Annotated in this window: 29 protein-coding genes; 23 read left to right on the top strand and 6 right to left on the bottom strand. The window is 62.3% G+C overall.

The features are described from left to right. The first annotated feature begins 8 nt into the window (after positions 1–8). The 5 genes from fliS to ACK3SD_RS07440 all read left to right on the top strand — a co-directional run bounded on the left by fliS (position 9) and on the right by ACK3SD_RS07440 (position 4,586). Entirely contained in the window at positions 9–422 is a 414-nt protein-coding gene (gene fliS, locus ACK3SD_RS07460; protein ID WP_481127312.1) for a flagellar export chaperone FliS, read from the top strand. Next, a complete protein-coding gene (fliT, locus tag ACK3SD_RS07455) occupies positions 422–772 on the top strand; it encodes a flagellar protein FliT (protein WP_481127311.1) in 351 nt (116 codons plus the stop codon). The genes fliS and fliT overlap by 1 nt, the downstream gene beginning before the upstream one ends. A gap of 76 nt (positions 773–848) precedes the next feature. After that, a complete protein-coding gene (locus ACK3SD_RS07450) occupies positions 849–1,679 on the top strand; it encodes a helix-turn-helix transcriptional regulator (RefSeq protein WP_481127310.1) in 831 nt (276 codons plus the stop codon). A gap of 112 nt (positions 1,680–1,791) precedes the next feature. Then, complete coding sequence (locus ACK3SD_RS07445) at positions 1,792–3,447, top strand: hypothetical protein (protein WP_481127309.1); 1,656 nt, start codon at positions 1,792–1,794, stop codon at positions 3,445–3,447. Between the two features lie 125 nt (positions 3,448–3,572). Next, positions 3,573–4,586 carry an acyltransferase gene (locus ACK3SD_RS07440; protein ID WP_481127308.1) on the top strand — a complete coding sequence of 338 codons (1,014 nt, stop codon included), beginning with the start codon at positions 3,573–3,575 and terminating at the stop codon, positions 4,584–4,586. 46 nt (positions 4,587–4,632) lie between these two features. On the opposite strand, the gene ACK3SD_RS07435 is transcribed toward ACK3SD_RS07440, so the two are convergent. Next, positions 4,633–4,854, bottom strand: a complete 222-nt coding sequence (locus ACK3SD_RS07435) for a YgdI/YgdR family lipoprotein (RefSeq protein ID WP_481127307.1) — start codon at positions 4,852–4,854, stop codon at positions 4,633–4,635. A gap of 212 nt (positions 4,855–5,066) precedes the next feature. On the opposite strand from ACK3SD_RS07435, the gene ACK3SD_RS07430 reads away from it, so the two are divergent. Further along, complete coding sequence (locus tag ACK3SD_RS07430) at positions 5,067–5,330, top strand: sigma-S stabilization anti-adapter protein IraP (protein WP_137762949.1); 264 nt, start codon at positions 5,067–5,069, stop codon at positions 5,328–5,330. Positions 5,331–5,635: 305 nt separating this feature from the next. Next, positions 5,636–5,902 (top strand): biofilm development regulator YmgB/AriR family protein, encoded by a 267-nt coding sequence (locus tag ACK3SD_RS07425; protein WP_481127306.1) that lies wholly within the window; start codon positions 5,636–5,638, stop codon positions 5,900–5,902. Between the two features lie 35 nt (positions 5,903–5,937). On the opposite strand, the gene ACK3SD_RS07420 is transcribed toward ACK3SD_RS07425, so the two are convergent. The 4 genes from ACK3SD_RS07420 to ACK3SD_RS07405 form a co-directional block, all read right to left on the bottom strand. Beyond that, complete coding sequence (locus tag ACK3SD_RS07420; protein ID WP_481127305.1) at positions 5,938–6,138, bottom strand: hypothetical protein; 201 nt, start codon at positions 6,136–6,138, stop codon at positions 5,938–5,940. 115 nt (positions 6,139–6,253) lie between these two features. Next, positions 6,254–7,111 carry a manganese catalase family protein gene (locus ACK3SD_RS07415; protein ID WP_481127304.1) on the bottom strand — a complete coding sequence of 286 codons (858 nt, stop codon included), beginning with the start codon at positions 7,109–7,111 and terminating at the stop codon, positions 6,254–6,256. 254 nt (positions 7,112–7,365) lie between these two features. Further along, positions 7,366–7,863: a hypothetical protein gene (locus ACK3SD_RS07410; RefSeq protein WP_481127512.1), complete on the bottom strand. Its 498-nt coding sequence runs from the start codon at positions 7,861–7,863 to the stop codon at positions 7,366–7,368. A gap of 173 nt (positions 7,864–8,036) precedes the next feature. Continuing rightward, positions 8,037–8,270, bottom strand: a complete 234-nt coding sequence (locus ACK3SD_RS07405) for a hypothetical protein (RefSeq protein WP_481127303.1) — start codon at positions 8,268–8,270, stop codon at positions 8,037–8,039. Positions 8,271–8,542: 272 nt separating this feature from the next. On the opposite strand from ACK3SD_RS07405, the gene ACK3SD_RS07400 reads away from it, so the two are divergent. Next, positions 8,543–8,866 carry a GrlR family regulatory protein gene (locus ACK3SD_RS07400; RefSeq protein ID WP_481127302.1) on the top strand — a complete coding sequence of 108 codons (324 nt, stop codon included), beginning with the start codon at positions 8,543–8,545 and terminating at the stop codon, positions 8,864–8,866. Positions 8,867–8,981: 115 nt separating this feature from the next. After that, a complete protein-coding gene (locus ACK3SD_RS07395) occupies positions 8,982–9,506 on the top strand; it encodes a hypothetical protein (protein WP_481127301.1) in 525 nt (174 codons plus the stop codon). Positions 9,507–9,742: 236 nt separating this feature from the next. Here ACK3SD_RS07395 and fliE read toward each other — a convergent pair whose 3' ends face one another. Continuing rightward, complete coding sequence (gene fliE, locus ACK3SD_RS07390; protein WP_137762940.1) at positions 9,743–10,057, bottom strand: flagellar hook-basal body complex protein FliE; 315 nt, start codon at positions 10,055–10,057, stop codon at positions 9,743–9,745. A gap of 296 nt (positions 10,058–10,353) precedes the next feature. On the opposite strand from fliE, the gene fliF reads away from it, so the two are divergent. The 14 genes from fliF to fliR all read left to right on the top strand — a co-directional run bounded on the left by fliF (position 10,354) and on the right by fliR (position 21,168). Continuing rightward, positions 10,354–12,033 (top strand): flagellar basal-body MS-ring/collar protein FliF, encoded by a 1,680-nt coding sequence (gene fliF, locus ACK3SD_RS07385; RefSeq protein ID WP_481127300.1) that lies wholly within the window; start codon positions 10,354–10,356, stop codon positions 12,031–12,033. Then, on the top strand, positions 12,030–13,022 hold the full coding sequence (fliG, locus tag ACK3SD_RS07380) for a flagellar motor switch protein FliG (protein WP_481127299.1): 993 nt from the start codon (positions 12,030–12,032) through the stop codon (positions 13,020–13,022). The genes fliF and fliG overlap by 4 nt, the downstream gene beginning before the upstream one ends. Next, on the top strand, positions 13,015–13,716 hold the full coding sequence (gene fliH, locus ACK3SD_RS07375; protein ID WP_481127298.1) for a flagellar assembly protein FliH: 702 nt from the start codon (positions 13,015–13,017) through the stop codon (positions 13,714–13,716). The genes fliG and fliH overlap by 8 nt, the downstream gene beginning before the upstream one ends. Continuing rightward, positions 13,713–15,080 (top strand): flagellar protein export ATPase FliI, encoded by a 1,368-nt coding sequence (fliI, locus tag ACK3SD_RS07370; RefSeq protein ID WP_137762936.1) that lies wholly within the window; start codon positions 13,713–13,715, stop codon positions 15,078–15,080. Before fliH ends, fliI begins: the two co-directional genes overlap by 4 nt. A 31-nt stretch (positions 15,081–15,111) precedes the next feature. Continuing rightward, positions 15,112–15,558, top strand: a complete 447-nt coding sequence (fliJ, locus tag ACK3SD_RS07365; protein WP_137762935.1) for a flagellar export protein FliJ — start codon at positions 15,112–15,114, stop codon at positions 15,556–15,558. After that, the gene (locus ACK3SD_RS07360; protein ID WP_481127297.1) at positions 15,555–15,872 is read left to right on the top strand and encodes a hypothetical protein; all 318 of its coding nucleotides are present in this window, start codon (positions 15,555–15,557) and stop codon (positions 15,870–15,872) included. The genes fliJ and ACK3SD_RS07360 overlap by 4 nt, the downstream gene beginning before the upstream one ends. Further along, positions 15,839–16,894, top strand: a complete 1,056-nt coding sequence (locus ACK3SD_RS07355; protein WP_481127296.1) for a flagellar hook-length control protein FliK — start codon at positions 15,839–15,841, stop codon at positions 16,892–16,894. Before ACK3SD_RS07360 ends, ACK3SD_RS07355 begins: the two co-directional genes overlap by 34 nt. Before the next feature lie 118 nt (positions 16,895–17,012). Next, the gene (fliL, locus tag ACK3SD_RS07350) at positions 17,013–17,498 is read left to right on the top strand and encodes a flagellar basal body-associated protein FliL (RefSeq protein ID WP_481127295.1); all 486 of its coding nucleotides are present in this window, start codon (positions 17,013–17,015) and stop codon (positions 17,496–17,498) included. A 6-nt stretch (positions 17,499–17,504) separates the two neighbouring features. After that, positions 17,505–18,512, top strand: a complete 1,008-nt coding sequence (fliM, locus tag ACK3SD_RS07345) for a flagellar motor switch protein FliM (protein ID WP_137762933.1) — start codon at positions 17,505–17,507, stop codon at positions 18,510–18,512. After that, positions 18,505–18,927 (top strand): flagellar motor switch protein FliN, encoded by a 423-nt coding sequence (gene fliN / locus ACK3SD_RS07340; protein WP_137762932.1) that lies wholly within the window; start codon positions 18,505–18,507, stop codon positions 18,925–18,927. The genes fliM and fliN overlap by 8 nt, the downstream gene beginning before the upstream one ends. Next, positions 18,927–19,349 (top strand): flagellar biosynthetic protein FliO, encoded by a 423-nt coding sequence (fliO, locus tag ACK3SD_RS07335; protein ID WP_481127294.1) that lies wholly within the window; start codon positions 18,927–18,929, stop codon positions 19,347–19,349. Before fliN ends, fliO begins: the two co-directional genes overlap by 1 nt. Continuing rightward, entirely contained in the window at positions 19,342–20,106 is a 765-nt protein-coding gene (gene fliP, locus ACK3SD_RS07330; protein ID WP_481127293.1) for a flagellar type III secretion system pore protein FliP, read from the top strand. The genes fliO and fliP overlap by 8 nt, the downstream gene beginning before the upstream one ends. Before the next feature lie 10 nt (positions 20,107–20,116). Continuing rightward, positions 20,117–20,386, top strand: a complete 270-nt coding sequence (gene fliQ, locus ACK3SD_RS07325; protein WP_481127292.1) for a flagellar biosynthesis protein FliQ — start codon at positions 20,117–20,119, stop codon at positions 20,384–20,386. Further along, positions 20,386–21,168 (top strand): flagellar biosynthetic protein FliR, encoded by a 783-nt coding sequence (fliR, locus tag ACK3SD_RS07320; RefSeq protein ID WP_481127291.1) that lies wholly within the window; start codon positions 20,386–20,388, stop codon positions 21,166–21,168. The genes fliQ and fliR overlap by 1 nt, the downstream gene beginning before the upstream one ends. Positions 21,169–21,433: the final 265 nt, after the last annotated feature.

The raw sequence follows: 21,433 nt of genomic DNA, 5'->3' as shown, positions 1-21,433 counted from the left end.
GACGCGTTATGTACCATCGTTCCGGCGTCAGCTCCTATCAACAGGTGGGGCTGGAGAGCAGCGTGATGAGCGCCACCCCGCACCAGTTGATCGTCCTGCTGTTTGACGGCGCGCGTAGCGCGCTGATTCGCGCTGGCCTGTTTATGGCCCAGGGTGACATCGTCCACAAGGGCGAGGCGATCTCCAAGGCGATCAACATCATCGACAACGGGCTGAAGGCTGGCCTGGATGCGGAGAAGGGCGACCCGGCGCTGGTCGCCAACCTGGAAGCGCTGTATGACTACATGTGCCAGCGCCTGCTTCAGGCCAATCTGCACAATGACCCGGCGGCACTGGATGAGGTTGCGGCGCTGCTAAGCAACCTCGCCGAGGCCTGGCAGCAGGTAGGCCCCTACCCCCAACCCTCTCAGGATGTGAATTAATGGATCGCCACCCGCACCTTATTACCGAATATCAGCTGGTTTTCGGACTCAGCGAGCAGATGCTCGCGCTGGCCAATCAGGCCCAATGGCAGGCGCTGGTGGAGATAGAGATCCAATACGCCAAGCAGGTCGAGCGGGCCACCGCCCTGATGGCAGCAAGCCCGGTGCCTGCCCCCACGCAGGCCGCCATCCGCACGCTGCTCGACCGCACCCTGGCAAACGAGGCGCAGGTGACCCAACTGTTGCGCGCACGCATGGATCAGCTAGCCGAACTGATCGGCCATACCAGCCGCCAGAAGGAGCTGACCCACGCCTACGGCCAGTTCGCCGATCGCCGCCCGCTGTTTTAGGCGGCGGCTCGCCCCCCGCCTTGCGCCGGTAACCGCTCATCGGTTGCCGGCTGCTTACTGCCACACAGTCACGATTATGCAACGCACCCTTTACGCTTACCCCGGCACCGGCATTGCCAGCCACATTATCCAGCACAGCGCGCTCACCATCTCTGGGCTGTACCTCAGTCGCCCCAGCCTGCTTCAGGTTCTGCACGGCTCCCAACGGGTCCAGACCGCCGAGGGTGACTGGCTGGTGCGCGAGGGTGAGATGCTGGCGCTGGACGGCGGCCAGATGATCGAAGTCCATATGGATCTGGACGAACGGGGCCGCTACGCCAGCCGTACCCTCAGCTGGGACGAGACGCTACTCGCCGCCTTTGACCGCGAGGCGCCGCCGGCCCGGATGCCGCACGCCGCCACGCCAATTGCCGCCCCGCATCGCCACTTTACCCTGACGCTGGAGAACCTGTTTGACGCGCTGGCACAGGAACCGCCGCTGCCAACGGCGATTGTCCACCACCGGATGCGCGAGCCGTTGCTCTGGCTGGCGGAGCATGGCGTCCGGCTGGCAGACCGCCGCGCCCAGACCCTGACCCAGCAGGTACGCGATCTGCTGATGAGCGACATCGCCCACCCGTGGTCAGCGGCGGAGGTGGCCGAACGGCTGGAGATGAATGAGGTGATGCTGCGCCGCCGGCTGGCGGCCGAAGAGGGTGCGCTGCGCAACCTCATCACCGACACCCGCATGACCCATGCGCTGCGCCTGTTGCAGAGCACCGACGCGGCCATCGCCACCATCGCCCAGCAGGTTGGCTACGAGAGCGGTTCACGCTTCGCCGGCCGCTTCCGTAGCCGTTTCGGCTTCCTGCCAACCGCCATCCGTGGCCATCACCGCCCCACGCCCTGCCCGGACAGCGCGGCCTGACGCAGGGTTGGAATGCGCCGCACAAAATGCAAAAAGAGTGGGACGGGTGGATGGCGCGCCCTGGCAAAAGCTTTTATCGTGTGGCTTCTGTCAACCGGCGTCAGCAAGGGCAATGAGCATGGGCAAAGAGAGAGGAGTGCGGATTGCCGCGCTGGCCGCCCTGGCGGTCATGGTAATGGTGCCGCTGTTGCAGGGCGCGATCTGGTATGGGCATGATTGGGAAGCACACCTGCTGCGCATGACCTCGCTGAATCAGGCGCTGGCGCATGGCCAGTTCCCGCCGCTGTTTGACTACTGGAACGCCAACCAGTATGGCTACAGCTGGCAGATGTTCTACCCGCCGCTCAGTTCGCTGCTATTTTTGCTGGCGCGCGCCCTGACCTTCGGCCTCGCCTCTGACGTGGTGCAGATGAAGCTGGTGTTCGTGTTTATCCTCGGCATTGGCTTTGCCAGCGCATGGTTTGCTGGCCGACGGGAGCATGGCAGCGCCGCGATGGGTGGCCTGTGCGCCCTGCTGTTCCTCAGTTCGGTCTACTTCCTCAATAACATCTTTATCCGTTTCGCCGTCGGCGAGTGTCTGGCGATGGCGGTGATGCCACTGTTTATCCGTGGCTGTAGCTCGCTGGTGGGCGATCGGCGTGACATCCGGCTGATTCCCATCGCCGCCACGCTGATCCTGCTCTCCAACATCCCCAGCGTGATTGCCTGCGTGATCTTCTTCCTGCTGTTCGCCGCCCTGAATGTCCGGGCGATGTTCACCTTCGCCAACCTGCGGTTTTTGGTGCGGGCCGTGCTGATTATTTTGGCGCTCACCTGCCTCTACTGGGGGCCGCTGCTCTACCACATGCGCCATTCCGATCTCTACGCCTTCAAGGGGATGCTGTTCAGCTACCACTATATGGACAGGTACAAGAGCGACCTGCTGCAAACGCTGCTCGGCCTGCCCAGCCAGTATGGGCTGACTCAGGCGGGCACCTACTCCTCGCCCGGCCTGCCGCTGCTGCTGCTCAGCCTGCTGGGGCTGTGCCTGCCGATTGGCCGGCGTGGCAAGACCCTGCTGGCAACCGGGCTGCTGCTGGTGCTGCTCTCCACCAATCTGGTGAATTGGAACTGGCTGCCGCTGAAGACGCCGCTGTTTAACCTGATGCAGTTCCCCTGGCGGTTGCTCACCTGCGCCTGCGCCCTGCTGGCACTCTATGCCGCCGTGCCGCTGCAACGCCTGCTGGCCTGGCGCCCCGCCGTAGGCGGGCTGGCACTGGCGGCGCTGCTGGCCGCCGCCTGGCTGCCGGTGCAGAGCGCGCTCAACAGCCCATTGGCGGCGTTCCACACCCTCCGCCTCTATCCCGATTACCTGAATAACAGCATCATGCAGGGCGACACCTTCCGGCAACTGTCCGCGCAGACGCTGCCGCCCATCAGCCGGGAGAATGTGCTCCAGACGCCCAATGGCTACATCAACGGTTACCCTAGCTTCCACGTGTCGGTGCCAGCCCCGACGCTCTACACGCTGCCCTATGTTCGCTACGCTGGCTACTACCTGATGGTGGATGGGCAGAAAGTTGCGCCCAGAGCGCTGGATGATGGCTTTATCGGTGTGCGCCTGACCCCCGGTGAACATACGGTGACGCTGGGTTATCACATTTACATCGTGGTGGGGCCAGCGCTGGTCTCCTTCAGCACGTTGTTGATGCTGTTAGTCCTGTGGCTGCGCAAGCGGCGCTGGCGTCTCTGGCTGATGGCCCGGCCACAGGGCCGGCTGCCCGGTTAAACTGAGTGGATACGTCATGGTAAATTGATCCCTGCCACGCCTGCTATGTAAATAAATTGATAAAAATGTAATCTCAAGGTAATTATATTGTTAACTTGAACTACATGGCTGCCGTGCAGGGACGTATGGAAAAAAATTTCAATCTCGAGATGATGCGCGCCATCGCCATCTACGCTGTAATCGTAATCCACGCCTCAATTACCACGTTTTATTCTACGCCCCTTGATAGCTTTACCTGGAATATCAGTAATATAAGTTATTCGCTGACGCGCTTCTGTGTGCCCTTCTTCTTTATGATCTCGGCCTTCTTGCTCATCAAGGAGGAGATGTCGATGGGGTCGTTCTTGCGCCGCCGACTGCCCCGCATCCTGTTGCCACTGGTGGCATGGTCAATGATCTATGGCCTAATCAACGGACAGAATATTTTTAGTCGCCAGTGGCTGATTGGCACGCTGCTGAACCAAAATGCCGCATTCCACCTCTGGTTCCTCTATGCGCTGATTGGCCTCTATGTCCTGATGCCCTTGGTGGGGCTGCTTTACTATCGCAGCAGCCGCAGCCTGTTCCTGGCCTATGCGGCCATCATCTTTGTCTTCTCCTGTACCATGCCTTTCCTGAGCGAGACGTTGCAGTACCGCACAGGCTTTGTCGGCAGCATGTTATTGGGTAACTTCCATCCGCTGGTGATCTACCTGTTCCTGCCGCTGTTGATAAAAGATCTGGCCTTTACCCGCCGCCGTGGCTGGCTGGCACTGGCGCTGTTTGGCCTGATGACGCTGCTCATCTTCACGGGTACACGCCATATCTCACTGGCCGCCCACCAGCCGCGTGAGACCTATTACACCTACTACTATCCCCCCGTGGTCATCGCCTCCGCGGCGCTGTTTTATCTGCTACTGAATGTCCGGCTGACCCTTAGTGAACTCTGGCGGCGGCGCATTCTTTCAGTGGCCGAGTGCTCTTTCGGCATCTACCTGATGCATGTGGTCTTTTTATTGCTGCTGATGCGTTGGACCAACCTGGGTGCAGCCCTGGACTGGCCCTTCGGCGGGCTGGTCTTCTCCGTGGTGTGGTTCCTGTTGACCTACGCCCTGGTGCGCGCCCTGCGCACCGTGCCCTATATCCGCGCCATTTTATAGCGCCCATAAAAAACCCCGCCGCGGCGGGGTAGCATTTCATGCAGGCTCAATCATTAATTTCCTGCATCTCTTTAATGGTGTTCTGGTTGATCTGCTGCTTGTTGCCCCAGGCATCGGTGTAACTGATCATGCCGGTGGCATCGTCAGTTTTGGGCTTGCCCTCACTGATAATGGTGCGGCCATCCAGGGTGTGAATGGCGTAATTGCTCGAGCAGCCGGCCAGCAAAGCAGAGAGCATAACCGTTGAAGCTATAACGATTTTTTTCATTACTCACTCCTTTTTGTTAAGAACGTTTTAATCATAGTGCATATTGCCCCGGCGGCAAGTGAACCGCACGTTTCGCCCTTGGGAGGAGAGTTCCGCCTATTTGTGTTAAGTGTGATCGCAATCGCATCATTTAGTTAAAATTTTGCTACCGAAATAAGTAACCAGCGCTTTACTATAGCTTTTCTACAGATCCCAACTTGGTGACTTATGGTATGAAAGCCCTCATTGCAGAACTGTTGGTGAAATTAGCGGAAAATGATGTTGCCTCCAAAGAGACGCTGATTCAGGTTGAGGCCTTACAGATTGCGGTTACGGCGTTGATGAACTCGCTGGATGCGCAAACCAAGGCCAACATCTCGCGTCAGGTCAATATGGCGCTGGATGCGGCAGCCGACAATGTCAGCAACCCAGACGATCTGGTTAAGCTGCGCAGTTGCCTCTACGCCCTAATCGATAAACCCCGCCTCCAGTCGTAATCGCCCCCTCTCTGCTTCAGGGCAGGCGTCGCGCCTGCCATCCTTTTTAATGCTTCCGGTCGCCATCATTGCGTGGCTAACGTTACCGCGTCGGCATTACCGCACAAAAAGCTAACCTCAAAATTATACAAAATCCAATTCTTTGTATAAGTTTAATGGCGAGTATGAATCGCCCTGTAATGAATGCTGTACTTCTCCTCTGAAGGTGAACAGGTTTTCACCTTCAGAGGTTTTTTTTGCCACCCGCCCACTTTTTGTGCTGCCCCTTTATGGCGTACAGGTGGAGAAGATCGACGAGGAAAACAATGAATAAGCACACCATCTCTGCCGAACGAGAAATCGCTTCCTATTTCAACGGCGGTGACGCCCTGCCCGCCACTGAGTCAGAAGTGATCAAGGCAATTGTGACAGAGTTGCTGCAAAGCAACGAGGTGGTCAGCAATAAGGCCATCATGGCCAACCTGATTGACAAGCTAGAGAGCGAAACGGATGTCATCAAGCTGGATATTTACCGTCATGCGCTAGAGAGTCTGATGCTCAACTCGCGTGAAGCGATGTTTGCCCGCGGCTAACCCCCCTGCCGGGACACCCGTCCCGGCTGTTGCCTCTACGCTGAAGCTTTGCTCATCTGCATCACCTCGTCCAACCGTTGTTTCATCTCAAGAATGGTGCGCTGCAACTCCGCATCGGCCTCGGTGGCTGTCTCCCCTTTGCCGGTCAGGGTAAAGTGGTAGCCTGCCTCGTGGCATACCACCTCATACTGGTAACTCCCCTGCTGCTGCTCGCTTTTTTTGATCTCTAATGACATGGCGTTTCCTCCTTTGTTATTAAAAAGATAGCAGAAGCCAGCGTGGCCGACAGGAATTGAACGGCATAAAAAAGGCTGCGCCTGGGCGCAGCCTGTGGGGAGGTATCGCGAGGTATCAGGTGCCGGAGGTGGTCGGTGGCACCTGGCCGTCAATCTGCTCCAGCTGTGCACCTGAGCCGGGGCGGGCTTTGCCCAGATCTGGCTCCTGGCCGAGGATATCCGGCTGCTCTTTGGCGGTGAACTGACCACGGCCATCGTAAGCGGGGCCACTGCTCCAGCGGCCTTGCGGCAGCGGTTTGTCCAGCGAGGTGTTCAGGCAGTAGTAGGAGTGCTCAGTGGCCTCGTGCTCCTGCGGCGCGCTGTTGGGGATCGGCAGGGACGCATTCAGGCCGCCCATCTCCTCGATCACCGCCAGCCACTGCTGTTGGTGCATGGTGTCACGGGCGATCAGGAAGGAGAGGAAATCTTTCATGCCCTTGTCTTCGGTCATATTGTACAGGCGGGTCGCCAGCACACGGCCCGTTGCCTCGGCGGTGACGTTGGCCAGCATGTCTGCCGCCACGTTGCCAGACGCGTAGATATGGCTCATATCAAAGGGCACGCCATTGGCATTGACCGGCATGGCCGCCAGGCCAGAAGAGAGGATGTGGCGCGGGTTCATGCCACCCATGATGGCGTTGACCACCGGATCTTTGGCGGAGGCTTCCTGATAGGAGAGCGGCGCGCCCTCAAGATTGAGGGCGACAGCGTGGCCCAGCATCTCAATGTGGGCCAGCTCTTCGGTGGCTGTCGAAATCAACAGATCTTTGATGCGGGCATCACCGCGGGTCCCCATCGCCTGGAAGAAGTACTGCATGGCTACGCGGATTTCACCCTCTACCCCACCGATGGCCTGCTGCAACAGCATGGCAAATTCTGGATCGGGCTTATCTACTCGGACTGGGTACTGAAGTTTCGACGAATGATGAAACATACCATGCTCCTCTGGTTGAGTGGTTGGATGCTGCGCCCGATCAAGCATGGGAGGCGAATCCCACAATTGCAAAGTCAACCAAGAAACATTATCAATTTAATTGCTAACCGGCCCCGCAGGCCCGCCCCGCGCCCGGTTGGGAGAGCCGCGTTAACCCGCTGCTTTTTCGACGATAATGCGTGCCGCGGGCTGCCAGAGTATGGCGGCACTTCAGCGTGCTCTGAATCTCCGCCCACTAAGGATTACTGAGTGATTCAAAAGGTGAGCTGCACACTCAGGGCCGCGATGGCTGGCAGGATAATCCCCGCCCGCAGCCCGAGGTAGGGCGTCAGATGGTAGTTGACGCCGTGGTAGATATAGGGCGCATAGCCGATGCCCGTCACCTTCTTGTGATCGCGATAGACGCCCGCATCGCCGCAGTGCGAGAAGGCGTCGAAAAAGAACTCCCCGGTATAGACGTAGATGCCCTCCAGCGTCCAGTTGCCACGCCGCTGCCACACCTTCTCCATGCCCAGCATCGCGCAGCGGTTGCCCCGGCTGTTGATCAGCGTGCCTGCATACAGCCCGTAGTCCGACTCCGCGCCGAAGCGCCGCTCCACCGCGAACAGATCGTTCTGGAAATATTGGGTGTAGTGCCCGGTAGGATCATAGAGATGAAACACAAACGACCCAGTGTGGATCGAGTAGCGCGACAACGCCTCTGCCGTGGCGGGCGCGCTCAGGCACAGGGCGCACAGGCCGGCGATAGGGATAAGTAGATAGGGCGTGGCCAACGTTCCCCCTGCATCAGTGGTCGCGATGTGGGGCACCCATAACCTCCCCGTGGCAATGTGAAGATAGTCCGGCAAGGGCAGGATCACAAACCGTGGAGTGGGTTTTGGCATGAAAAGGCCACCCGGAGGTGGCCTTGTTTAGCAATAGGATTTCACTCACCGCCGTGGAAACGCATTTTTGCCCGGCGCTCCTGCATATTTGGCCCATGGTGGTGGCGTTGGTTACCACACATCCAGCAGGAGCATCCGCAAGGGGTGACGTAGGCGATGCCAGCGCTCACGGGCGTTACCGCATCGCACGCAAAACCGGCATTGCTATAGCGACTGCGTTTGGTTTTCAGACGTTGTTGATGGTGCCGACGCACGGCTCGTTGGGTCTTATTCATCGCTGAACTCCTTACATGATCAGGAGCGGCCCCGCCTTCGCAGAGCCGCCACAACATGTATTCAGAGTGGAGATGGGCGCGTTCTCTATGCATGCCTTTGATTATCTAGCTATTACGGTAAGAGACAAGGCCACCCAGCCTGAAGCGGCAAAAAATCGTTTTTCCCTTCCCACCACGATTTTTACTGATAAAAACGCATGGGGTCTATAGTTGTCAGTCTGGATGTTTTTTATTCACCCTGGGTGTGCAGGCTGCCCACTGACTGAGAGGTTATGATGAAAGACGGACTCTATGCAGTGCATTTTGATAGCAATCAGCAAGATACTGGCGGCGGTGTGATCTCGATCCGCGACGGGGCGCTAAATGGTGGCGACAACGGCTATATCTATCAGGGGATGATTGAGGATGGCAAGACCACCTTGCGGGTCAAGCAGCACAATGACCAGGTGATTTCGGTGTTTGAAATCACCGGCGACTTTGATGTTGACCTGAAGGTCGAGGAGAGCGAAGAGGGATTTGAGATGGAGGGGCATGTTCAGGACAAGCAGGATCTGACCATCCATATCACTGGCAAATTCCTCTCCGCCCTCGTCTGATACCCAGCCGCCCAGCGAGGCGGTTTTTTATCGCCGCCCCCTTCCGTGCAGCTTCCCGCAGATGGCATATACTTGCGACCAGAAACCGGGTTGCCCGTGTGGCAAGGGAGTGTGTATGGAAGAGGGTTTACTTAGCCAGTTGATCACCGCTGGCGCGGGCATTTTGGGCGTGATACTGGGCGGCGCGGTCACCTATCTCAGCAGCAGCCGGATTGAGCTGGCGCGCTCCGCACGCGAGAAAAAAGCCTATCAGGCTGGCTTTCTGGCCGAAGTGCAGGCGCTGGTGACCATCATCCGCGAGCGGGGCTATCTGGAGGAGCTGGGCCAGCGGGTGGCACACCGCGGCGTTGCGGCCGATGCGCTCAACGTCAAGCTGGAGATGGTGGTGCCGGACAACTACGCCCGCTTCTATGAGGCCAACCTGACCAAGGTGGGCGATATCGATCCCGCACTGGCGACGCGCCTCGTCACCTTCCACCAGCTACTTCAGGCAGTGATCACCGATTTCAAACCTGACGCCTACAACGCGGAAAAGCACTTCAGCCCACAGGCGCTGGAGGAGAACTACCGCATCCTGAAAAAGGCGATGCAGATTGGCGAAGAGCTGGTGAGTTATCTGGAAAATCCCCGACCCCGATGACCAACATAGGGCCGGGAAAATACACCAGTAAGAGGATCAATTATCTCTTTACTCATGTGGGGAGCATCGGTGATGACAAACTGTTTATCGAGGTCACCAACACAATTGATGGCGGCTCTATTTTTTACTCGCGCTTGTTTCTGTTCTCAGTAGCCCATACGCCGTGGGCCATCGAGCAATCCTTTGCCCTGATCTCTGGATAGACGTTGCTGGTAGAAAACCATCAGCACCGTTTGCTACACCTGCATATTCATCACATCCTGATACGCCGCGACCAGTTTATTGCGTACCTGAACGCCCATTTGCAGGGCGACGGAGGATTTTTGCATCTCCACCATCACGTCGTTCAGGCCGATGCCGGGGACGCCCAACTCGAACTGCTCCGCTTGGGTGCGGGCGCTGGTCTGGATGTCGCTGATCTTGCCGAGCGCGGCTTTTAGCTCGCCGGCGAAGCTGGCCTGCGGGTTGGCCTGCGCCGGTGCGCCGCCGGTGGCCTGAATGGCGGTGGCGCGCAGTTGCTGTAAAACGCCCTCAATGCCTTGAATTGACATGCTTTTCCTCTATTCCCCCGCCCAAGCCGGCTGGCCCGGCGGTCATCACGCTTTTTGATGGCTGACACCCTACCACAGGCTTTTTGCCCTAAAGCGCCTAATTAGCCGCAAAAAACACGGCTTTTTCAGCCATCAAAATCGGGGGGTGCGGCAAATAATGGCTCACCTTTAAAAATGGGAAAGTTCCTATTCCTGAAGCTCGTGCCTTTAGACGCGTCAACGCAAACCGCCAGGGAGTCCGTTTTGCAATTCAACACCATCACTCACATCCGTTTGCCGCATAGTGGAGTCACCGCATGAGTGCCGCTACCAGCGAGAACCGTGAAAACGGCATGACCGCGCTGTTAAATCGCCTGCGCGCCAACCCCAAGGTCCCGCTGCTGGTCGCCGCGGCCGCGGCAATCGCCATTGTTGTCGCCATGATGCTCTGGGCGCGCACCCCTGACTACCGGGTGCTGTTCAGCAACCTGAGCGACAAGGATGGCGGCGCCATCGTCACCCAACTTACGCAGATGAATGTGCCCTACCGCTTCGCCGACAACGGTGGCGCGCTGCTGATCCCGGCGGACAAAGTTTACGAGACCCGTCTGCGCCTCGCGCAAGCCGGCCTGCCGAAGGGCGGCGCGGTGGGCTTTGAGCTACTCGATCAGGAGAAGTTCGGCATCAGCCAGTTCAGCGAGCAGATCAACTACCAGCGCGGCCTGGAGGGCGAACTGGCGCGCACCATTGAGACGCTGGGGCCGGTGCAGAGCGCCCGCGTCCACCTCGCGATGCCCAAACCGTCGCTGTTCGTGCGCGAGCAGAAATCCCCCTCCGCCTCCGTCACCTTGGCGTTGCACGCCGGGCGCGCGCTGGATGAGGGTCAGATCAACGCCATCGTCTATATGGTCGCCAGCAGCGTCTCCGGCATGGCGCCGAGCGGCGTCACGGTCGTTGACCAGAATGGCAACCTGCTAACCCAGACCGGCGGCAGCGACCGCCTCCTCAACGCCACCCAGCTCAAATACACCACCGAGGTGGAGAGCCGCTTCCAGCGCCGGATCGAGAGCATCCTGACACCGATGGTCGGGGCCAGCAACGTGCGCGCCCAGGTCACCGCCCAGATCGATTTCGCCGCGCGTGAGCAAACTGACGAGCAGTACCAGCCCAACGGCGACGGCGAGAAGGCCTCCGTGCGCTCCCGCCAGCTGAGCACCAACCAGCAGATTGGTGGCTCTAGCGTAGGCGGCGTGCCGGGCGCGCTCTCCAACCAGCCGACGCCGGCCCCCACCGCGCCGCTGGAGAACAGCACGGCGAAAAATGACAAAGATGCCAAGGGCAACGCGGCCCGTACCGCCACCACCGCCCGCAGCAGCGGGCCGGAGAGCAGCCGCCGGGATGAGACCACCAACTACGAGCTGGATCGCACCATCCGCCACACCACCGAAAGCGCGGGCGGCGTGCAGCGCCTCTCCGTGGCGGTGGTGGTCAACTACGCCGCAGGTGCGGATGGCAAGCCCAAGGCGCTGAGCGAGGCGCAGATCAAGCAGATCAACGATCTGGTGCGTGAGGCGATGGGCTACTCCGCCGAGCGCGGCGACAGCCTGAACGTGGTCAACACGCCGTTCAATGACGCGCCGACCGGCCCGGCAGAGCTGCCGTTCTGGCAACAGCAGTCGTTCTTCGACCAGCTGATCAACGCCGGTCGCTACCTGCTGATCCTGATTGTGGCCTGGATCCTGTGGCGCAAGCTGGTACGTCCGCAACTGCGCAAACAGCAGCAGGCCCAGCAGGCTGCCCAAGCCGCCGCCGCTGCCCCGGCCGCGCCGGCTGCCGATGCCACGGCCAAACCAAGCATGGAGGAGCTGGCCCAGCGCAAGCGCTCACAGCAGCGCGTTACGGTGGAAGTGCAGACCCAGCGTATGCAGGAGCTGGCCGATAAAGAACCGCGCGTGGTCGCCCTGGTGATCCGCCAATGGATGAGTACCGAGCTATGAGTATGACCGGAACCGAAAAGAGCGCCATCCTGCTGATGACGCTGGGCGAAGACCGCGCGGCGGAGGTGTTCAAGCACCTCTCCTCGCGCGAGGTGCAGCAACTGAGCGCCGCGATGGCCAACATGCACCACATCTCCACCAAGCAGCTGGCGGAAGTGCTGGCGGAGTTCGAGGTGAACGCCGAGCAGTACGCCGCCCTGAGCATCAACACCAATGACTACCTGCGTTCGGTGCTGGTCAAGGCACTGGGCGAGGAGCGCGCCTCCAGCCTGCTCGAGGATATCCTTGAGACGCGTGAGACCACCACCGGCATGGAGACGCTCAACTATATGGAGCCACTGATGGCGGCCGACCTGATCCGCGACGAGCATCCGCAGATCATCGCCACCATCATGGTGCACCTGAAGCGTGGCCAGGCGGCCGACATTCTGGCGCAGTTCGACGATCGCCTGCGCAACGACGTGATGATGCGTATCGCCACCTTTGGCGGCGTGCAGCCAGCGGCGCTGGCAGAGCTGACCGAGGTGCTGAACAACCTGCTGGATGGCCAGAACCTCAAGCGCAGCAAGATGGGCGGGGTGCGCACCGCAGCCGAGATCATCAACCTGATGAAGACCCAGCAAGAAGAGGCGGTCATGGACGCGCTGCGCGACTACGACGGCGAGCTGGCACAGAAGATCATCGACGAGATGTTCCTGTTCGAGAATCTGGTCGAGGTCGACGACCGCAGCATCCAGCGCCTGTTGCAGGAGGTGGACAACGAGTCCCTGCTGGTGGCGCTGAAGGGCGCGGAGCAGCCGCTGCGCGACAAGTTCCTCAACAACATGTCCCAGCGTGCGGCCGACATCCTGCGCGACGATCTGGCCAACCGTGGCCCGATGCGCATGTCGCAGGTCGAGGCCGAGCAGAAGGCGATCCTGCTGATTGTCCGCCGTCTGGCGGAGACCGGCGAAATGATGATTGGCGGTGGCGAGGATACCTATGTCTGATGCACTCAACCGGCTGCCGTGGCAGCCGTGGCAACTCAACGATCTCTCCCCTGCCCCGGCGCGCCCGGTGGCGAGCGTGCCGGCGGCCTACGAGGTGCCCAACGAGGGCCACGACGAGCAGCTGCGGCTGGCCGAATTGGCCGCCCAGCGCCAGCAGGCCCAGCAGGAGGGGCACCAGCTCGGCTTCCAGCAGGGCAAGCAGCAGGGCTATGACGCCGGTTTCCAGGCCGGTTATCAGGCCGGGCAGCAACAGGGGTTGGAGGCGGCGCAGCGCCAGCAGCAGCCCATTACCGCGCAGTGGCAGGGGCTGGTGTCAGAGTTCCAGCAGACCCTTGACGCGCTGGACAGCGTGATCGCCTCGCGCCTGATGCAGCTGGCACTGACCGCTGCCCGGCAGATTATCGGCCACACGCCGCAGTGCGACGGCGCGGTGCTGCTCGAGCAGATCCAGCAGCTGATTCAACAGGAGCCGATGTTCAGCGGCAAGCCGCAACTGCGGGTCAACCCGCAGGATGTCGAGCGCGTTGAGCAGCAGCTTGGTGCCACCCTCAGCCAGCACGGCTGGCGGCTGGTGGCGGACGCACAGATCCACCGCGGCGGCTGCAAAGTCTCGGCGGAGGATGGCGATCTGGACGCCTCGCTGGCGACCCGCTGGCAAGAGCTGTGCCGTCTGGCCGCACCGGGGGCGTTATGACCGCGCGTCTGGGCCGCTTGCTGAACGCGCTGGAGGGGGCCGAGCAGCGCATCGCCCGTACCCCACCGCTGCGCCGCTATGGCCGGCTGGTGCGCGCCACTGGGCTGGTGCTGGAGGCGACCGGCCTGCAACTGCCGCTCGGGGCCACCTGCCTGATTGAGCGGCGCGATGCCAACCAACAGGTGCAGGAGGTGGAGAGCGAGGTGGTCGGCTTCCAGGGTTCACGCCTGTTTTTGATGCCGCTGGAGGAGGTGGAGGGCATCCTGCCCGGCGCGCGCGTCTATGCGCGCCCCGCCGCCGATGGCCAGAGCACTGGCAAGCAGCTGCCGCTCGGCCCCCAGCTGCTTGGCCGGGTGCTGGATGGCGGCGCCCGCCCGCTGGATGGCCTGCCGCCGCCGGAGACCGCCACCCGCGCGCCGCTGACCTCCGCCCCGTTCAACCCGTTGCAGCGCACGCCGATTGAGCAGGTGCTGGACACCGGCGTGCGCGCCATCAACTCGCTGCTGACCGTTGGCCGCGGCCAGCGCATGGGGCTGTTCGCTGGCTCCGGCGTCGGCAAGAGCGTGCTGCTCGGCATGATGGCGCGCTACACCCAGGCGGACGTGATTGTGGTCGGGCTGATTGGCGAGCGCGGCCGCGAGGTGAAGGACTTCATCGAAAATATCCTCGGTGAAGAGGGGCGCGCCCGCTCGGTGGTGATCGCCGCGCCCGCTGACGTCTCGCCGCTGCTGCGGATGCAGGGGGCGGCCTACGCCACGCGCATCGCCGAGGATTTCCGTGATCGCGGCCAGCATGTGCTGCTGATCATGGACTCCCTGACCCGCTACGCGATGGCGCAGCGCGAGATTGCGCTGGCAATCGGCGAGCCGCCGGCCACCAAAGGCTACCCGCCGTCGGTGTTCGCCAAGCTGCCAGCACTGGTGGAGCGCGCTGGCAACGGCATCAGCGGCGGCGGCTCGATCACCGCCTTCTACACAGTGCTGACCGAGGGCGATGACCAGCAAGACCCGATCGCCGACTCGGCGCGCGCCATTCTGGATGGGCACGTGGTGCTGTCACGCCGATTGGCGGAGGCGGGCCACTACCCGGCCATCGATATCGAAGCCTCCATCAGCCGCGCCATGACCTCGCTGATCGATGAGACCCACTACCGCCGGGTGCGCCAGTTCAAGCAGCTGCTGGCCAGCTACCAGCGCAACCGCGATCTGATCAGCGTCGGTGCCTATGCGCCGGGCAGCGATCCCATGCTCGATCTGGCGATCCGCCTCTACCCGCAGATGGAGGCGCTGCTCCAGCAGGGCATCCATGAGCAGAGCGACTTCACCGCCGCCTGTGAGCAGCTGACCACCCTGTTGCCGGGCTGACCGGCAACCCCTTTACCTGCGTGAGGTCACGATGAATAGCCCCTCCCCGCTGGGCACCCTGTGCAATCTGGCCCAAAAGGCGCTGGATCAGGCGGCGGCGCAGCTCGGCCAAGTGCGCCAGTCGCACCAGAGCGCCGAACAGCAGCTCACCATGCTGCTCGGTTACCAGGATGAGTATCGCCAGAAGCTGAACCACACCCTCGGCGGCGGCATTGACGCCCTGAGTTGGCAGAACTACCAGCAGTTCATCCAGACGCTGGACAAGGCGATTGAGCAGCACCGCCAGCAGCTGACGCTGTGGAGCCAACGGCTGGAGCAGGCGTTGCGCCACTGGCAGGAGAAGCAGCAGCGGCTGAACGCTTTCCAGACCCTCGCTGACCGCGCGCTCACCCAGCAGCGGATGCAGGAGGGGCGGCTGGACCAAAAACGCATGGATGAATTTGCCCAACGAAGCGCACACAGGAAACGAGAGACATGAACCTTAATGTGTTGACCCTGGCCCCCGCCATGGACGCCACTGCCCTGCCGGACGCCGCTGGCGGTTCGGCCCAAGAGGGTGCCACCGATTTTGCCGACCAGCTGGATGCGCGGCTTGGCCGCCCGGCCGCCGCCGACACCTTGGCTGCGTTGAGCGTGGCCGACCCGGCGACGCCCCCGCCACCGAGACTGCCCCGCTGCTGCTGGACGCCACGGCCGCCGAAACAGCGGCACTGGCGACAGAGGCCAGCGCCCTGCCCACCGGCCTCCAGAGTGCCGCCGTGCCCGCCGCCGACCGCCAGACCGTGCCGGTGAAGGGTGAGGAGGTCGATGTGGTCAGCCAGCTGGCCGCCGCCCTTGGCAAGCTGACGCCAGCCACCACCACCGCCAGCCGCGACGTGCCGCGTGAGGGCGCGCGCAGTGACAAGCAGGAGGCCACGCAAGACGACCAGCAGGCGATTGCGTCGCTGTTTGCCATGCTCGGCCTGCCGCAGCCGGTGATCAGCACGCCGGAGAGCGCCACGGCGAAAGCCACCCCGGCCACTGATGCCCTCACCGTGGCGCTGCCCACCGCCCGCGCCGATCGCGCCCCGCTCTCGGTGAGCAGCGATCGTAGCCACCTGTCGGCCACGCCAACTGACACCACCCTGCCAGCGGCCGCCCCGGCGGCGTCGCAGAGTCTGGAGAGCGCGGCGCTGGCACTCGCCTCCCCCGCCACGCCAGACGCCACTGACGCCCAGAGCGGAAATGACGTGGCTGCCCCGGCCATGCCAGACCCCACAGCACTGGCCGCCCCCGCCACCGCCACACCGCTGGCCGCCAGCAGCAGCGCGCCACCGGCGGCCGCCGCCAGTGCCGCCCTTGGCGGCCAGCTGGCCAGCCCGGAGTGGCAGCAGGCGCTTGGCCAGCAGGTGTTGCTGTTCAGCCGTCAGGGCCACCAGAGCGCGGAACTGCGGCTGCACCCGGAAGATCTGGGCGCGTTGCAGATCAGCCTGCGGATTGACAACGATCAGGCGCAGCTGCACTTCGCCTCCGCACACCAGCAGGTACGGGCGGCGGTGGAAGCGGCCATGCCGCACCTGCGCACCGCGCTGGCGGAGAGCGGCATCAACCTCGGCCAGAGCAGCGTCGGCAGTGACGCCAGCGGCTGGCAACAGGCGCAGCAGCAGGGCAGCCCGGGCGGCGGTGCCAGCCAGCGCGACACGTGGCGCACGCCAGCCCCTCCGCCGAACCGCTGGCGGTGCCGGCCTCGCTGGCGGCCCGTCTCGACAACCGCAACGGGGTGGATATTTTCGCCTGACGCGCGCCTGCCGGCTTGCCACAAACGGACGAGGTAAGCCGGTTTTACCTCCCTATTCAGCCTATTGTCCGGGGCGAGAAACGCGATAATCATCGCCATATCCTGTCCGGCCCGCCTGCGCGCCGGACCCAAACGTCACAGGAATTGACCTATCCATGTCTGAACAAGCCATCACCGCCAAAGGTAAAGGTAAACGCTTTCCCTGGATGATCATCGTCATCGTGGTCGCCCTTGCTGCCTGTGCGGCTGCGGGCTACAGCTGGTGGATGCTGCACAAGCAACCTGCCCAGGGCGAGGTGAACAAACCCCAGCCGCCGGCCGCGCCGGTGTTTATGCCGCTGGATACCTTTACCGTCAACCTGCAAACCCCGAACAATGACCCGGATCGCGTGCTCTATATCGGCCTGACGCTGCGCGTGCCGGATGAGGCGACCCGCACCCAGTTCAGCAGCTACCTGCCGGAAGTGCGCAGCCGCCTGCTGATGCTGCTCTCGCGCCAGACGCCAGACCAGCTCGCCAGTGAAGAGGGCAAGCGCCAGCTGATCGCCCAGATTAAAGAGACGCTGCGCCCGACGCTGGTGCCTGGCCAGCCGGACCAGAAGGTGACGGACGTGCTGTTCACCGCCTTTATTTTACGGTGACCGGCGATGGGCGATAGCATCCTTTCACAGGCCGAGATCGACGCCCTCCTGAACGGTGACAGCAGCAGCAGCGATGAGCCTGCTGCCGTCACCGGCAACGAGAGCGACGTCCGCCCCTATGACCCAACCACCCAGCGTCGCGTGGTGCGTGAGCGCCTGCAAGCGCTGGAGATCATCAACGAACGCTTCGCGCGCCACTTCCGCATGGGGCTGTTCAACCTGCTGCGCCGCAGCCCGGACATCACGGTCGGCGGGATCAAGATCCAGCCCTACCATGAATTTGCCCGCAACCTGCCGGTGCCGACCAACCTGAATCTGGTGCACCTGAAACCACTGCGCGGCACTGCGCTGTTCGTGTTTGAGCCGAGTCTGGTGTTCATTGCCGTTGACAACCTGTTCGGCGGCGATGGCCGCTTCCCCACCAAGGTGGAGGGGCGCGAGTTCACCCATACCGAGCAGCGGGTGATCAAGCGGATGCTGCGGCTGGCGCTGGAAGCCTACGGTGACGCCTGGAGCGCCATCTTCAAGATTGACGTGGAGTATGTGCGCGCCGAGATGCAGGTGAAGTTCACCAACATCACCACCTCGCCGAATGACATCGTGGTCACCACGCCGTTCCACGTCGAGATTGGCGCGCTGAGCGGGGATTTCAACATCTGTATCCCGTTCGCCATGATTGAGCCGCTGCGTGAATTGCTGACCAACCCGCCGCTAGAGAACTCCAGCCGTGAGGACAACCACTGGCGCGAGACGCTGGTGAATCAGGTGCAGCACTCTGAGCTGGAGCTGGTGGCGAACTTTGCCGAGATCCCGCTGCGGCTCTCCCAGATTTTGAAACTGCAACCCGGTGACGTCCTGCCGATTGAGAAACCAGACCGCCTGATTGCCCATGTGGACGGCGTGCCGGTGCTCACCAGCCAGTTCGGCACCCTGAAAGGCCAGTACGCGCTGCGCGTGGAACACCTGATAAACCCTATTTTGAATTCGCTGAATGAGGAACAGCCCAATGAGTGACGCCAACCAGCCGTCTGACGCAACCGCATCCGTGGACGATTTGTGGGCTGATGCGTTCAACGAACAGCAGCAGGCCGCCGCCGAACCGACCCCGACCGTCACCACCGAGGGGGTGTTCAACTCCCTCGAGCCGAGTGATGTGCTGGGCAACCTGCAAGATATCGACATGATCCTCGATATCCCGGTCAAGCTGACCGTGGAGTTGGGCCGCACCAAGATGACCATCAAGGAGCTGCTGCGCCTGTCGCAAGGCTCCGTGGTGGCGCTGGATGGCCTGGCCGGGGAGCCGCTGGATATCCTGATCAACGGCTACCTGATTGCCCAGGGCGAGGTGGTGGTAGTGGCCGACAAGTTCGGCGTGCGCATCACCGACATCATCACCCCCTCTGAGCGCATGCGCCGCCTGAGCCGCTGATGAGCCACCCGACCTCCCCCTACGCCGCACCGGCCGCCGCCCCACAGGCAGCGGCCGTGGTTCCGGCAGCGCCCGCCCTGACTCCCGCCTCGTCGATTGGTCAGGTGGGGTTTGCGCTCGGTGGCATCCTGCTGCTGATCCTGCTGGGCGGCTGGCTGGTCAAGCGCCTCGGCTTCGCGCCACAGCGCCGCAACAGCGCGCTGCTGAAGGTGGCCGCCAGTTGCCCGGTCGGGCAGCGCGAGCGGGTGGTGGTGGTCGAGGTGGAGAACACCTGGCTGGTGCTCGGCGTGACCGCGCAGCAGATCACCACGCTGCACACCCTGAGCGCCCCGCCCCCGGCGGAGGACGCCGCGCCCGCCCCGGCCCCCTTCCGCCAGCTTTTGAACACTGTGCTTCACCGCCCGGACACTCGGCATGACTGACACCCGTTTCCCGCGCGCCCTGCGCCTCTCCCTGCGCTGGCTGCCGGCCCTGCTGCTGCTCGCCGCGCCTGCGGCTTTCGCCCAGTTGCCGGGGCTGGTCAGCCAGCCGCTGGCCAACGGCGGCCAGAGCTGGTCACTGCCAGTGCAGACGCTGGTGTTTATCACCAGCCTGACGCTGCTGCCAGCCGCGCTGCTGATGATGACCGGCTTTACCCGCATCATCATCGTGCTTGGCCTGCTGCGCAACGCCCTCGGCACCCCCTCCGCACCACCGAATCAGGTGATGCTGGGGCTGGCGCTGTTTTTGACCTTTTTCGTGATGTCACCGGTGTTCGACAAGATCTACACCGATGCCTACCAGCCCTTCAGCCAGGATAAGATCAGCCTGGAGCAGGCGATGGATCGCGGCGCACAGCCGCTGCGCGCCTTTATGCTGCGCCAGACGCGCGAGGCCGATCTGGCGCTCTATGCGCGGCTCGCCAACCTGCCGCCGCTGGCGGGGCCGGAGGCGGTGCCGATGCGCATCCTGCTGCCAGCCTACGTCACCAGCGAGTTGAAGACCGCCTTCCAGATTGGCTTTACGATGTTCATCCCGTTCCTGATTATCGATCTGGTGGTCGCCAGCGTACTGATGGCGCTGGGGATGATGATGGTGCCGCCCGCCACCATCTCCCTGCCCTTCAAGCTAATGCTGTTCGTGCTGGTGGATGGCTGGCAACTGCTGCTGGGATCGCTGGCCCAGAGTTTCGTATCCTGACGGAGGCGGCATGACCCCTGAATCGATTATGGCGATGGGCAGTGAGGCGATGAAGGTCGCGCTGCTGCTGGCCGCCCCGCTGCTGCTGGTATCGCTGGTGACCGGTCTGGTGGTGAGCCTGTTGCAGGCCGCCACCCAGATCAACGAGATGACCCTCTCCTTCATCCCGAAAATTCTGGCGGTGGTGGCTACGCTGGTGATCGCTGGCCCCTGGATGCTCAACCTGCTGCTGGACTATATGCGTACCCTGTTCAGTAGCCTGCCGACGCTGATTGGCTGATGCTGGTCTTCGATACCACCCAGCTGGCCCACTGGCTGGGCCTCTACTTCTGGCCGCTGCTGCGCATTCTGGCGCTGTTGAGCAGCGCCCCGCTGTTTGGCGAGAAGCAGATCCCCAAACGTGCCCGGCTCGGGCTAGGGCTGCTGATCACCGTGCTGATCGCCCCCGGTTTGCCGCCAGCGGAGATACCGATTTTCACTGCCGGCGCGCTCTGGCTGGGCATCCAACAAATCCTGGTTGGCACGGCGCTCGGCCTGACCATGCAACTGGCCTTCGCCGCGGTGCGGATGGCTGGCGAGCTGGTGGGATTGCAGATGGGGATCTCGTTCGCCACCTTCTTCGATCCCTCCGGCGGCCCCAACACCCCGGTGCTGGCGCGCCTGATGAACCTGCTGGCGGTGCTGCTGTTCCTGAACTTTGACGGCCACCTGTGGCTGATTTCACTGCTGGCCGACAGTTTCCACACCCTGCCGATGCGTGACGCGCCGATGCAGGGCAACGGCTTTATGGCGCTGGCGCAGGCTGGCGGGCTTATTTTTAGCAGCGGCATGATGCTGGCGCTGCCGATCATCGCCCTGCTGCTGACGCTGAACATGGCGCTCGGCCTGCTCAACCGCGTGACGCCACAGCTGTCGGTGTTTGTGGTGGGCTTCCCGCTGACCATGACGCTGGGGATGCTGGCGCTGGGGATGATGATGCCGCTGATGGCCCCCTTCTGCGAGCGCCTGTTCGGCGAGATGTTCGACCGGCTGGCGGTGATCATCGGCGGCATGGTGGGCTAACGGCGGGCTTAGGGCCAGGTTTTGTGGCCCCAGTGCATGATGCCGCGTTTTTCCTCATTAATTTCTGCCATTGCTGTGTTCATCAAGGCACTCCGCCCCGGCCTGTGCCAGGGAGCGGGTTGCCTGATGGTAATACGCCACTGTCGCCTGACGCGTGTCATCCAGGGTCATGGGCAGCATCCGATCCCTAAGGCACCAACTCACGGGCGCCCTGCGCAATCTTGCCATCAATGGCCTGATACAACCTTCAGAGCCGGGCACTTTC

The organism is Chimaeribacter sp. YP20170169, assembly GCF_056739715.1.
The sequence above is the reverse complement of the archived record's forward strand: the minus strand, read 5'-3'. Positions and strand labels throughout refer to the sequence as shown.